Below are 12144 nucleotides of genomic sequence, written 5' to 3'. Positions count from 1 at the left end.
TTCCGGCCAACAACCAAATGCATAAATAAACAACTATGCATAGTATGTGTAGCGGCGTTGCATATAACAATACAGAAAATAAAAAATTATGTTTTTGCGTCGATAGAACCGCTCCAACTGCGGTCATCATGGTCGATGTATACGCGGCCGAAAAACGGCTTAGTGACGATGCCGGGTAGGGGATTTCCGTAGAATTCAGCGACATCCAGTGGAAGCAGCATGAGTACCGACGACTTCACTCTTATCGATTGAACACCGCCCGGATAATCAACGGACACCATCATTCCATCATTGTCGGCCTCAGTTGCCGTGGCTTGCCAGAGGCCTTGCATTCCGCCGATGAGAATTCCACCGCCAGAAAATCCCTCTCGCATGTAGTGAGCCATGGCTGCACCCAATTCAAACCATTCGGAAGCCGAGAATATTGCAGAGGGGTCGCCGAACCAGACCTGAGATCTCTCATCATGAGTGAAGTCGAGATAATCGGCATCAAACAGCTTGAAAAAAGTCTTCTCTTCAGTGATTTCATTTGGAAACATCGGGTTCTTCTATGGTGCATCAAGAGCAATTATGAATGGGAGGAGCGACACAGAAAGGAGTAAAGTGATCGACCCCTCCCATTCACGCGGTCGCCCCAGAGCAAGGCTCGATGGCAGCGCCGCGCTTCGAAGACGAGGAACCGAAACCGTCATCTCCGAAATTCTTGATATCTGAAGTCTGACCGCCACTTTTGAGTTCAACAAGCGACGATTTTGCCGCCGGTGGTTTTTCTTTAGCAAGCGATAGCATCACGAGAACCGTAAGCAGGAATGCTGGCATGGACATCAAGACGATTATTGTCAGGAAATCCACGCGTTTTGACTTCCTCTTCCTTGCCATTGTTAAGCTGCTCTCGCCATCGGTCTTGGAGCAGGCGCGGATACCGAACCTTGCTGATAGACCTCATTCATGTTGATGCCGTGCTTTTCGAGGATGTCTCTCTTTGCATCGAAAAGATCCCGCACGCCTTCAATGCAATTGGTGCCAGCCAGATGATTATAAACGTCTGCTGGATCGGCATTCTGCAGGATTGCGCATTCGCGGTCATTCATGGAAACCAGCCAGAGACCGTGGTTGCCATCGAAATTGTCGACGTTCTTGGCTAGGAACTGAATGCGCTTCAACTTATCCAAGCATGCCCAGTTTTGCACAAACTGCGAAACCGCTACTCTGTCGTGGTGGGTGGCAAACATCTGGTTCTGCGAGCGAAGCCACGATACGTATTCCTCACCTTGTAGCGGGGTGTCGTGCAGTGGGCTGATCATTGACTTCGTATTTCGATTATAAAAGACAACCGAGTTTTCTTCATCCGACAGATAGAACAGGCCGTAGTCACGCAGGAATTCCTCAAGACGACGATTCAGATCAGTCTGGTGATCTTCTGCGCGCTTCATCTCTATCCGCTGTTGTAATCTTGCTTTCATTGCCTCATTCATTTTTGTTCTCCCTTTTATTGGTTTGGATTCGGTTAGTTTTGCCCAAACGGCGCGACGTCGGTTAAATACGTCCACTTTTTGCTGTATCGGGCTTCGGAACGTGCCCATCTCGGCAACAGCATCCACGTCAGAATGATCACCGCATTCGAATACATAGCTTTGAATTCGGTGGTGAGACGCTTGTCTTTCACTAGAGACTGATGGATGTCGCGATAGTCGGCGCGCTTCATGAACCATGCCCTGAATTCGGCGTACGTGCTGAAGGTCGGCGTGCAGATCAGCCTGTCGGCGATATCGTCCAAAATATCTTTTTTGTCTGCCTGACTATCGACGGCGTAATAGTCGCGCAGCATATCTTCAAGAGCGTCATACGATCTCATGACCATGGTGATCGCAGTCGTATCGAAGTGGAGTATATTGATATCGAAAGTCTTGGTTGCACGTTTCAACCTGACCCGAACACCGTTGTAAAGCTGGTTTCTGGTATAAGAAAGTTGATGCAAGATACCTTTTACAGCTTCTCTTGCGATCTTTTCATCTAGCTCAATGGTCAGTGTCGGTTGCATTTTCGAATACTCCTTTTCCTATGCGCTCTCCATACTTATTGAGAATATCCATATTGTGTTCTTGTCTCTTGCAAGCCACAAGGCATTTGTTTCTTGCAAATCGCAATGGCCTTGAAACCGTCATTAATTGTGGTTACATGTGGTCACATCGAAATTAGCCGACAGGAGGGCTCGGCCATGAGAAGTGTCAATCTTCGAGATGCGAAGACCAAGCTTTCTGCACTGGTGGATGCGGCTCAGCATGGTGAAAGCGTGACTATTACAAAACATGGAAAGCCAGCTGCCGTAATCGTGCCGCTTGCTTTGGCTGAAAAGTGGATGTCGCAGAAGCCAAATTTTGCAGACTTCCTGATGTCTTTCCCAGGCGAAGGCGTTGAATTCGAGAGAAATACGTCAGCAGGTAGAGACTTCGAGTTTTGAGCATGTCAGAAATCAAATTGAACGGGTATCTGCTGGACACGTCTGTTATATCGGCTTTTGCACCTGGTCGGCCGCCGTTGTCACCGGAGATGTCGTCGTGGTTCAAAGACAACGCCGATAGTCTCTATCTGTCAGCGATGACGGTGCAAGAAATCCAGAAGGGAGCTTCCAAGCTAACGCTGGCAAACCGGGGTGGATCCCGGCGGGCATCGGATCTTGTTGAGTGGTTGGAAAAGCTGCTGACCGAGTTTGGTGAAAAAGTGCTGCCGATAGATTCTCATGTTGCCCGCGTTGCAGGTGTTCTGGAAGCCGAGGCGACATCAATTGGGCGCAACCCTGGACTTGCTGACGTCCTTATTGCTGCTACGGCGAAAGCTCACGATCTGGAGCTGTTGACGGTGAACCTGAAGCACTTCGCGCCGTTAGATGTGGGTTGTTGGAATCCGTTTGATTGAAAGGTGTCAAAACTGCCGTGTGACGAATTCCATGTCACCACGGTAGTAACCTTTCGAGACCATCAGCGCAGGTTCGGTGATCCTGACCTTGAATTTGCCTTCCAGCGTTTCACGGCATTTTGCCCACTTTGGCAGGTCGTTATAAAAGAGCTGCAGGATTTGGCGATGCCGTTGGCCGTCACTCGACATCTCGTTTAAGGCGTTTCGGACTTCAGGAATATCTGTGATGGCGTCCTCAAACTCCTCAAAGCGTTGATATAGATAAGCCTCTCCTTTCAATTTTCCTGTTCGGTCTGCTTCGCTGATCGGTTCCAGGCATCGTGCAACAAGCTCTCGAAAATCGGCTGGTATACGATATTCGACACCTCTGTCATCCGTCAGGATTATGTCGTTGAATTCTACAGGTTTCTGGTATGTCAAAGGCCTCTCCTGAATCGGTTTCTGACCGATTGTTGAAGCTGGCTTTGCAAGGTACAAAACGATGACGGAACTGACTTTACATATGGAGCTGACTGACGAAGCGTATTCGGTACTGAAGCGCGATGGCGTTTTGCTGAACGCTCCCGACCTCATTGGTGATCAGGACTGGCTTCCTGCATATGAATGGCTGACATTGAAGATGCTTGAACGTCTTCCAGCGCCTAGCAGCGACTGGAAACCTTGGCCATTGTGGGCGTGGCTTCGTATAGATGGAAAGGAAAAAGGGTTCCGCATCTCTGAACCTGGAAACTGGATGGTGAAATTCCGAAAGCCAGCCAATCAGGTTTTGCTTTCAGACTATATGAAATGGCATTCGCCGCTGAACCTATCCTTGTTGACAGACTATGCTGCCGACGAAGCGGCCGCTGATCGTGAATACGATGAGTTTCAAGAGTTGCTGGCCAAAGCTGGACTTATCGGCGTCAACGAGCTGATCGAGAAATCGAAGCATGAAAGCAGCCTTCATCCCTTGCTGGAAATTGTGCATCGCTCGTGGGATCGTATTTTCGATGTTGAGAATGCTGAGACCGTGCAGGCAACATTTTGGCAACTTGAGCTACAGGACGTGATTAGCGCTAGACAGAAAAAGTAAAACATCCGGGTAATATTTTATAAATATTGTGGCCGACAGTTCTCCTGTGCAAACTGATAGCATTACTCAGTTTAGAAGGAGAAATAAATGAACGAGTTTGCAAGTACAGAACAAAATGATTTCGACGATGATGACGAATACGATTTTGATTTTACGATACCACTTAACGATGACAATCGCATTAATCCGCATACGCTCTGTTTCGGAAGAAGTCGTTCCAATGATCCGGTAATACTGGGTGAAACCTTGGGCGGTGACGGGTTTGTCATTCGACTGGATGACAATAATAAACCAGTCTGGATTTCTGGTCGCCACGGCGAAACCGTTTTCGAGGACGAGTGTTCCATCTTCAAGCCTGATGGTTCGCGACGCGCTGGCGACAAGCCTCACAGCAATAACGCCCTTAGAGAGGCATTCTACTGGCTGGATGGGCGAACTGTGCCGGACTTCTCTGGTCTTCCCTTGGAAATCTCAAACGTCGAGTACTTTGAAGAGCATCCATTTGCGCGAAAAAAGCGCGATGTCGTGGTTTCGTTCGACATAAACGGATGGGATGGCGACGTTGCTATTTTGACCGATGACTACCAGGATATTCTTGGAGAAGACCACGCAAACATGCTGGCAGGTATCCAACAATTCGATTCCGAAACTCAAGAACGGTATCGAGCTATTTATCGTGAAATCGCTAACTTGCTGCGCGCGCACCTGAAAACCTATCCGTATCGGATGGCAGACTCCATGCTTTCATATTACATGGAACACGGTGTGAGGGAGGTCGCGGGAGACGACAGCGAACTGATCCGCTACGATATCCCTATCATTACATTCAAAGGCATTCCGAAAAACGACGCCGAGCGTAAGGCCAACGGAATTCCAGCTCGTCTGATTGTCAATCGCAAGAACAGCTATTGGGAATCCATTGTTTACGTCAATGACGATTTCTATTCAAAGAGCGCGCAGTTTGCGACCCCGACAAACGGCGGTTTTGGAAGCTATTTGTCTCACAAGGAATTCCTGCACAAAGTGCATACGGTCTCGCTTTTCGTAAGCGCTGTCGATTTCGACTTTGTTTCCGACGATTTCGAACCCATAAAATTGGCATCCTGACAGGTGGGCAGGGGCACGAAAATGGGAGGCTACGGCCTCCTTTTTCTATTGAAGACCGTGTGGCCATTTCCTAAGGTGAAACTGTAAGTTGATTTTGGGGCGGGGTGTTCCGTGTTTAAGAAAATAGCTCTCACTTGCTGCATTGCAGCAGGCCTTTCTGCGTGCAAACAAGAAGTCGTTGGCACGCTTTATGTTCGTGACCTTCTGGAGGTCTTGGAAACGAAAAAGGACATTCCAGTCGATATTTCGATAAACATTTACGAGATGGGCATCGCCAAAAAATGCAATGACCCCAAGAGCGATCAAATTGTGAAAGCAGTTGCCGCTCAATTCCAATCTGCATCGCTTGCAGGCTGTGAAGTCGTGAAGGGTAGCATGAGAGATCGCATGACCATTAAAGCGACTACGGTTTTGACTGCGCCTGAGGGGCGTGAACTCTCAGCTGGGAAATACCTTCTGCAATTTGATGCAATGAAAACATCTGTCACCAACAATAATAAACAGGTCGATGGATTGTTTTTTATCGCTCATTTTTCCAAAGAAAAATACGAAGAAATCAGGAAAGCCATTCGAGCTGTTGATATGATGGCCAATATCGACCTCGAAGAAGTTGACGTTAAAATCAGTATTAATAATGACCTTCGCTCGGACGTCGTTGTTGTACCGACTATTGGATCATTCGTTGATGGGCATCCTATCGACGTCGAAAATGTGTATCTTACACTGCAGCCACGCAAAGAAATTGAGGCGGTGTTTGGTAATGTGAAATCGGCTTCGCTTACAATGAACCAATGGGCAGCCGTTGCCACTCTGTTCGAACCGGAGCCGTCCGACAAAGCGGCGACAAGCCAGTGATGAGTGCTTGGCTATCCATGGCCTTTTTGCTGATGGTGACATTTGCGTCGCCATCGGTGTCGGGTGAACTGACGAAAGCCGAAGCAAACGCTTCGATTTCACTCCAAGAGTTCGCTCAGGCTCACCCGGATTGCATGGACTTTATGGATCAGTGCACCACTTGCTCACAGCAGAGCGGGGAATTGGTTTGCTCGACGCCAAAGATTGCGTGCATTCAAAAAGAACTGTCCTGCACGCGATCTCGTAAACCTGACGCCGAGAAGAAGTGATCAGAATTCCTGTTGCTCGGTCAGTTGAAGTCCCCAATGCCGACTGAAGATGTCGAGCAGCTTTTGCTGGCGATCTTCCAACACCTCCGGTGTCCAGGCTGGCAATGACCGGACTTCCTGAGTGAGGACAAACGGTGATGCCGTGCCGTCACTTCCGGCGAAATAGACGTTTTTCTTCGTATCGAAATCAAAATTCGAGGCGGCTGGATTCTTGCGGATGTGCAACGGTACCAGGTTTGCCAATCGTTGCGTCCAATCCTCCCGCAGTTCGGTGTCTGGGAAGATATCCAGCCATCCGGATTCTTTTGACGGCGTCTGTGGCAAGATGTGCTCAATAGATACGTTTGTGAATTCCTGCCTCTTTGACCCGTCCGATTTCAATGCTTCAAGGCGCAGGATCAACGCCGCGCGCGCTTTCGGCAGCTTTTTATAGATGTCGCCATCGAGTGCTGCGATGAAGGATTTCTTTTCTTCGTCGTCGAGCCCGAGGCTTGTCATGCTCTCGCTGAAGCCGTCAAACCCCTCCTTTTCAATTTCTTCTATGACCGCCACAAAATGCTCGATACGAGAATTGATGCCCGCTTTGGTGACAAGCAGATAATAGGAAAGCCTTTCCAGGCGCTTCAGGAACTCGGCAATCAGACGAGGCTGATTTCTGAATTTTTTGAAGAACAATAGCGCTGGCGGAACCCAATCTTTCCAATCAACACGGTTGAGATGCCGAAGTTGTTCATTGATGTCTTCTGCTGCCTCGGTAGCTTGGAAATTAGCTTCCTTAAGGAATGAATAGATATCCGAATACGGTTCAATGACATCGTCGACCAGTTTTTCAGCTGGCATGCCCTTTGCAACGAATTCTGTGAACTCCTTTGACAGAATAGCGTGCTGCTTCTTCTTTGCGTATATCGTGCGAACGTGGCCGAGAAGGTCCACGAAACCGTTCCGGCCCAGTTTCCGTTCTAGTGACGTCCATTTTTTCGCATAATCTTTGCTCTTAGCTTCACCGTCTTTTGCCTTACGGATATCGCCCAGAATCTTGGCCTTCAGGATGTCACTTGGGAAAAGATCGAGGCCGCGATCATTCAGAACGCTAAAGATGCGATAGGCGGATTCAAAATTCGGCGTCGAGATGACCACCATCGAGCATTTGTAAGCTAGAAATCCGAGCAGTGAGGCGCGTTCTTCGTCTGTGAGCTTTCCAATCTCTTCGAGAAAGAGGGCTGCGTTTTCCTTGAACCGGAGACGGCTATCGACCAGTTTTTCTGTCGATGCGACCAGCCATTGGATTCCACCGGGTTCCTGAATGTAATCTCGAAAGAATGCTTCGTCTTCCTGAAACGCAGATAAACGGTACTCATTGGGCTCGTCGTCACGAATGCCGAGGCCTTCCTTATATAGAAATGCTGTCAACGCTCTGGCCTTACTCGGTAGCAAGGCGCGCAGGGCGGAAAACAAAATAGTCAGTGTCGTTAGGCGCTGTTGGCCATCGACGACGTCGGCATTTGCAATGCGGTCTGCTTTGATCAGAACGATACTGCCAAGAAAATAAAAGGCGTTGTCCGTCGAACTGCTGGTTTGGAAATCCCGCATTGCGTCGAGGAGATCACTAAGTAGCTCGCCAGCTTGCTCGGTCGTCCATGAATACGGTCGTTGATAATCCGGAATTCTAAATTGAAATTCGTCAGAAAAAATATCTTTAATCAGCTTGTCATGCGCTTCCAGAGACTTAGTCATTTCCCGCCCAAATCAGTACGTTAGAGGTTGTATTCCTATAATCCACATCTCGCGACCGTTGTGAATCGTGAATCTGTATCGTTCTTGATATGTTCTGTCATTGAGCGTATGACTCCTGACAAGCAAGACAGGAGATATCTCTCATGGTCGACGAACCAGAAAAGATCGCATTGGCGCTTAAGTGGACAAAGACATGGGAAGAGCGCGAAAACGATTTCGTGGCACGTTCTCCGGTGTATGAGGACAGCGTCGGTCGCATTTATCTCCATGAACACGGTGCCCAGCAAGGCGAATGGTCGTGGAGCTTTACTGCCCACGGTGAGGGCATTGCTCGTCCCAAAATTCACAACGGTATGGCTCCGTCACCTCGCGAAGCGGCGAAGGCTGTCGAAAATGCATGGTTTGAGGCCATTAAAGGCAGTCCGTTGGACGTCGCCGACCCACAAAAGCCTTCAAAGAACTCCTATGCAGCGGCAAAAGGCGGCGAATGATGACTACCCTGTCGCCAGTGTCGGTTTCTTACGTGCAGCAGTTGTTGCCGATGGCATCGATTTACGTTCCAGCTGGCTTTCCCTCGCCGACTGCCGATCACGAAGAAGACGAGGTCGATCCAATAGCATGGGTCGTTCGTCACCCGTCAGCGACATTCTGGTGGAAAGTGTCAGGCGACAGTCTGATGGACGAAGGCATTCACGACGGTGATCTGATCGCCGTCGACCGTTCAGGGAAACGGCGCGTCGGACGTATTGTGTTGGCCGTCGTTGATGGCAACGTGACCGTTAAAAAACTGGCCAAGCGTGACGGCCGATACTGGCTAGATCCGAAATCGAAAGGCAGGGATTTTGCGCCGATCCTCGTCACTGAAAGCACTGAAATCTGGGGCGTATTGGCTGGAGTCGTCAGGCGATACGCCGTCGAGTAATTGCCTGCTGCTTGTCTACACAAGCCAGGATATTGAAAGGGAGAGGAAAGGGGCTTCTTCCGATGAGCATAAAATCCGACACGAAGAGTATCAGTGTTGAACTTCCAGCAGACGTAATGTCGAAGATCGAAGCAATTGCTGAAGCAACCGAACATTCGGTCGATTGGGTGATTTCGCGAGCGGTGAAGATATATCTGCTCAATGAGGGCGGGGAGGTCTTAAATTCCATAGAGGGTCGAAATCAGATCGCTCGCGGGGAATTCGAGGATATTGACGTCGTGATCGCTGATTTGGATCGCATTGTGGGATGAACCAATGTCGTCGCCCATTGCCTTGATCGATTGCAATAACTTCTATGTGAGCTGCGAACGCGTTTTCGATCAGCGGTTGGTCGGCGTGCCTGTTATTGTGCTTTCCAATAATGATGGCTGCGCGGTCGCCCGTTCTGAAGAAGCGAAATCTCTTGGCGTGAAAATGGGCGTTCCATTATTTCAAATTCGCGACCTGGTGAAGAAGCACGGAATTCGCACACTATCGTCCAATTACAGCCTATATGGCGACATGAGTAGGCGGGTCGTCGAAACCATCGGCGGTTTTTCGCCTGTGATCGAAAATTACTCTGTCGACGAGACCTTTGTCGATTTCGGTGGCTTCAAAGATTATCGGAAACTGGCGGGAACGATGCGGAACTCGGTGAAAACCGTAACTGGCATTCCCACGTGTGTCGGATTAGCGCCGACCAAGACACTTGCAAAGCTTGCCAACTTCGCCGCCAAGAAGAACCCGATATTTGACGGTGTTTGTGATTTCATGGACGATCAAGTCCGCGCCTGGAGCATGGATCGCATTGATGTCGGAGAGGTCTGGGGAGTCGGTTCAAAGACAGAAGCGAAGCTGAAGGGAGTTGGTATCAACTCAGCCGCCCAACTCCGCGATATGCCGATGCCACAGGCCAGAAAGATCGGCACGGTTGTACTGGAACGTCTGGTTGCCGAACTGCAAGGTGTTCGTTGCCTTGAACTCGAAGAAGTGGAACCGCAACGGAAGGGAATGGCTGTCACCAGATCCTCAGGATCGCCAATGATTTCACTTGACGCCGTCGCGCAGGCGGTGACCGCTCATGCTACGCGTGCTGCCGAGAAACTGAGACAGCATGGTCTCGTCGCTGGGCAGGTGACGGTCTTTTTCCACACCAGCCTGTTTTCACCAGCTGCTCCACGCCATTCGGTATCCAGAACGGTGCATTTGAAGCCAATGAGTAACGATACATTCGACCTTGTACAGGCTGCGTTGCTGTGCGTTCGCAAGGGCTGGAAAGGCGATCCGTCAGGTAACGGATATGCTTACACGAAAGCGGGCGTCATGCTTGATGACCTGATCGCGGCCGAGAAAGCGCCTGCGATGCTTTTCGAGATCGAGCGCCCGAGGGATGCGAAGCTGATGTCGGCCCTCGATGCGGTCAACGACCGTTGGGGCAAGAAGACACTTCTACTAGGTTCAGAGGGGTTCAAACGGGATTTCGAAGCGAAGGCAACAATGAGGTCTCCGCGTTACACTACAAGATTGTCAGAATTACCTATATTGGCTGTTTAGTTTATCTATTGTTCTAAAAGACCGTTCGCAATCTTTCCAGGTATTTGATTAATAAGCATTCGAAAATGAATAGTAGATACTTCACCATCTTCTTGACCATTAGAGATACCTGCCGTTCGCAAATAATTCAATGTGGCGTCTGGATGTGCGTAGCACTGTACAATTTTTAGCCAGAAGTAGGCTTCATTAAGTCTATTCTTTCCGATTGTGTTGGGAAGATTTTGAAATAAATCAACGCACGTGGTGCTAAGTGTAGTTAGTTGCATCCGGGCATATTGCGGAGATGCCACTGCCCGATTGATACGGGTCATATCCGTCACAGACAACTCGCCTTCAAGCCATTTTTGATCCTCAGGGGAATTTCGCGGAATTCTAGAGTCGAAGCTTTCCCAGTATTTGAGCGCGCTTCTAGCAAGGGTGATGCGGTCATCAGCGGTAAATGTGAAATTCGACAGCTGAATTGCCTGAATAACCTGATTATCGAGGGACGATGTGGACGCATGGGCTGGGATAACGCCAGCGATAAGCATCAAAGCTGCAATCATAGACATACGCATTCAATTTCCCCCTATGAACGGAACAATATTTAAAGGCTTTTTCTTTGAAAAGAATTCCATTTGTCATGTGTTCCCACAGCTTAATCACTACATAACATTGAGGTTGCTAAATCGGAACGGAATGACGAAAGATAGATTCGCGAAAGTATGAACCAGGGGCTTCGAGGGTTCGATGAAAGGCTTTGTAAAAGCAGCGCTATTTGTTGCGGCAACTTCTGCGGCGAATGCCGCATACGCAATCGATATCGGCAAAATAAATGGCCACGAAATCACGCTGACCGAGCAGGACTACGAGAAAATCCTGAAAGTCGACGGTCGCGAAATGCACCGTAATGCGATCATTCTCTTCGAAGAGCTGACGACGGTGTCGGACGTTCCGATTATCATCGGTTCAAGCTCAGGCGGCGGTAATGCCTGCGATGGCAGCCCCTTTGTTTTAAGTGTGCCAATTGATGGGAAAGCACGCTTGGACGGCCCGATAGATTCATGTGCATCAGTGTCGCACGATATCAAGAACGACAAGGTCATATTTTCGACGCCTAACCTTCCAGGTAAAGGTCAGGACAAATGGGAATGGACGGCCGAAACTGGTGTGAAAAGCATAGGAACAACTGAATTCAAGGCCAGCGATAGCAGCGGTTGGAATGCGCTGAGAGAGCAGGCAATTAGCTATCCGTGGGATGTGTTCAGCAATATCGAGATAAGCGGTCAAATCAAACAGTTGCTTGGAAGCGACTTTGAGAAATATCAGGAAATCCTGACAGGCGTTGGCAGCGGAGAATATCTAAACGGCGATTATTCGGGGCAATCCTGCACGCCACATAGCTGCACATTCGAGGAAGCGATTATCTATCTGTCGTATTCGGACAAGAAGGTCTATGCAGCGTACAAACTTGACGGCCAGAAGATAAAAGTATTCCCCGTCGTCAAGGAATGGCCTGAAAAGGCCAAGGCTGTATTGCGGAATTGGTCGAGTAAGTGGAAGTGACACTGTATAGACCGGTGGACTGCGACATAGATCGTGAACGCAAATACAGTGAATTAATTACCAGTAATGAGAGCGTTTTTTGTTCTCAGAAAGATGTACTCTCATTTCCCTTCTCTGTTCAAAAGACGACG

General features: G+C 49.1%; 16 protein-coding genes. 10 read left to right on the top strand and 6 right to left on the bottom strand.

Annotated features, from left to right (window positions below; all coding sequences use genetic code 11):
* Nucleotides 1–86 precede the first annotated feature (86 nt).
* From F9K94_RS21620 to F9K94_RS21610, 3 genes are all read right to left on the bottom strand, one after another.
* Nucleotides 87–539 (bottom strand): hypothetical protein, encoded by a 453-nt coding sequence (locus F9K94_RS21620; RefSeq protein WP_151648434.1) that lies wholly within the window; start codon nucleotides 537–539, stop codon nucleotides 87–89.
* Nucleotides 540–881: 342 nt separating this feature from the next.
* A complete protein-coding gene (locus tag F9K94_RS21615; RefSeq protein WP_151648432.1) occupies nucleotides 882–1475 on the bottom strand; it encodes a hypothetical protein in 594 nt (197 codons plus the stop codon).
* A gap of 32 nt (nucleotides 1476–1507) precedes the next feature.
* A complete protein-coding gene (locus F9K94_RS21610) occupies nucleotides 1508–2041 on the bottom strand; it encodes a hypothetical protein (protein WP_151648430.1) in 534 nt (177 codons plus the stop codon).
* A 177-nt stretch (nucleotides 2042–2218) separates the two neighbouring features.
* On the opposite strand from F9K94_RS21610, the gene F9K94_RS21605 reads away from it, so the two are divergent.
* Both F9K94_RS21605 and F9K94_RS21600 read left to right on the top strand, forming a co-directional pair.
* Nucleotides 2219–2461, top strand: a complete 243-nt coding sequence (locus F9K94_RS21605) for a type II toxin-antitoxin system Phd/YefM family antitoxin (protein ID WP_151648428.1) — start codon at nucleotides 2219–2221, stop codon at nucleotides 2459–2461.
* Between the two features lie 2 nt (nucleotides 2462–2463).
* Nucleotides 2464–2916, top strand: a complete 453-nt coding sequence (locus F9K94_RS21600) for a type II toxin-antitoxin system VapC family toxin (protein WP_235920666.1) — start codon at nucleotides 2464–2466, stop codon at nucleotides 2914–2916.
* A 6-nt stretch (nucleotides 2917–2922) separates the two neighbouring features.
* Here the strand turns inward: F9K94_RS21600 and F9K94_RS21595 are convergent, their stop codons facing one another.
* Nucleotides 2923–3336, bottom strand: coding sequence for a hypothetical protein (locus tag F9K94_RS21595; RefSeq protein ID WP_151648426.1), 414 nt, complete (start codon nucleotides 3334–3336; stop codon nucleotides 2923–2925).
* A gap of 61 nt (nucleotides 3337–3397) precedes the next feature.
* Between F9K94_RS21595 and F9K94_RS21590 the strand changes: the two genes are divergently transcribed.
* The 3 genes from F9K94_RS21590 to F9K94_RS21580 all read left to right on the top strand — a co-directional run bounded on the left by F9K94_RS21590 (nucleotide 3398) and on the right by F9K94_RS21580 (nucleotide 5950).
* On the top strand, nucleotides 3398–3988 hold the full coding sequence (locus tag F9K94_RS21590) for a DUF3841 domain-containing protein (protein ID WP_151648424.1): 591 nt from the start codon (nucleotides 3398–3400) through the stop codon (nucleotides 3986–3988).
* An 87-nt stretch (nucleotides 3989–4075) separates the two neighbouring features.
* The gene (locus tag F9K94_RS21585; protein WP_151648422.1) at nucleotides 4076–5095 is read left to right on the top strand and encodes a hypothetical protein; all 1020 of its coding nucleotides are present in this window, start codon (nucleotides 4076–4078) and stop codon (nucleotides 5093–5095) included.
* A gap of 111 nt (nucleotides 5096–5206) precedes the next feature.
* Complete coding sequence (locus F9K94_RS21580) at nucleotides 5207–5950, top strand: DUF7424 family protein (RefSeq protein ID WP_151648420.1); 744 nt, start codon at nucleotides 5207–5209, stop codon at nucleotides 5948–5950.
* 269 nt (nucleotides 5951–6219) lie between these two features.
* On the opposite strand, the gene F9K94_RS21575 is transcribed toward F9K94_RS21580, so the two are convergent.
* A complete protein-coding gene (locus F9K94_RS21575; RefSeq protein ID WP_151648418.1) occupies nucleotides 6220–7953 on the bottom strand; it encodes a DUF262 domain-containing protein in 1734 nt (577 codons plus the stop codon).
* 143 nt (nucleotides 7954–8096) lie between these two features.
* Here F9K94_RS21575 and F9K94_RS21570 point away from each other — a divergent pair, with 143 nt between their 5' ends.
* The 4 genes from F9K94_RS21570 to F9K94_RS21555 all read left to right on the top strand — a co-directional run bounded on the left by F9K94_RS21570 (nucleotide 8097) and on the right by F9K94_RS21555 (nucleotide 10468).
* The gene (locus tag F9K94_RS21570; RefSeq protein WP_151648416.1) at nucleotides 8097–8444 is read left to right on the top strand and encodes a hypothetical protein; all 348 of its coding nucleotides are present in this window, start codon (nucleotides 8097–8099) and stop codon (nucleotides 8442–8444) included.
* The gene (locus tag F9K94_RS21565) at nucleotides 8441–8875 is read left to right on the top strand and encodes a LexA family protein (protein WP_151648414.1); all 435 of its coding nucleotides are present in this window, start codon (nucleotides 8441–8443) and stop codon (nucleotides 8873–8875) included. The genes F9K94_RS21570 and F9K94_RS21565 overlap by 4 nt, the downstream gene beginning before the upstream one ends.
* A gap of 116 nt (nucleotides 8876–8991) precedes the next feature.
* On the top strand, nucleotides 8992–9186 hold the full coding sequence (locus F9K94_RS21560; protein WP_151648412.1) for a CopG family transcriptional regulator: 195 nt from the start codon (nucleotides 8992–8994) through the stop codon (nucleotides 9184–9186).
* Nucleotides 9187–9190: 4 nt separating this feature from the next.
* On the top strand, nucleotides 9191–10468 hold the full coding sequence (locus F9K94_RS21555) for a Y-family DNA polymerase (protein WP_151648410.1): 1278 nt from the start codon (nucleotides 9191–9193) through the stop codon (nucleotides 10466–10468).
* Between the two features lie 5 nt (nucleotides 10469–10473).
* Here F9K94_RS21555 and F9K94_RS21550 read toward each other — a convergent pair whose 3' ends face one another.
* Entirely contained in the window at nucleotides 10474–11025 is a 552-nt protein-coding gene (locus tag F9K94_RS21550; protein ID WP_151648408.1) for a hypothetical protein, read from the bottom strand.
* Nucleotides 11026–11197: 172 nt separating this feature from the next.
* Here F9K94_RS21550 and F9K94_RS21545 point away from each other — a divergent pair, with 172 nt between their 5' ends.
* On the top strand, nucleotides 11198–12013 hold the full coding sequence (locus tag F9K94_RS21545; protein WP_151648406.1) for a hypothetical protein: 816 nt from the start codon (nucleotides 11198–11200) through the stop codon (nucleotides 12011–12013).
* The last annotated feature ends 131 nt before the right edge of the window (nucleotides 12014–12144 follow it).

Origin of the sequence: Brucella tritici (assembly GCF_008932285.1) — a bacterium.
Taxonomy (GTDB): domain Bacteria; phylum Pseudomonadota; class Alphaproteobacteria; order Rhizobiales; family Rhizobiaceae; genus Brucella; species Brucella tritici.
The sequence above is the reverse complement of the archived record's forward strand: the minus strand, read 5'-3'. Positions and strand labels throughout refer to the sequence as shown.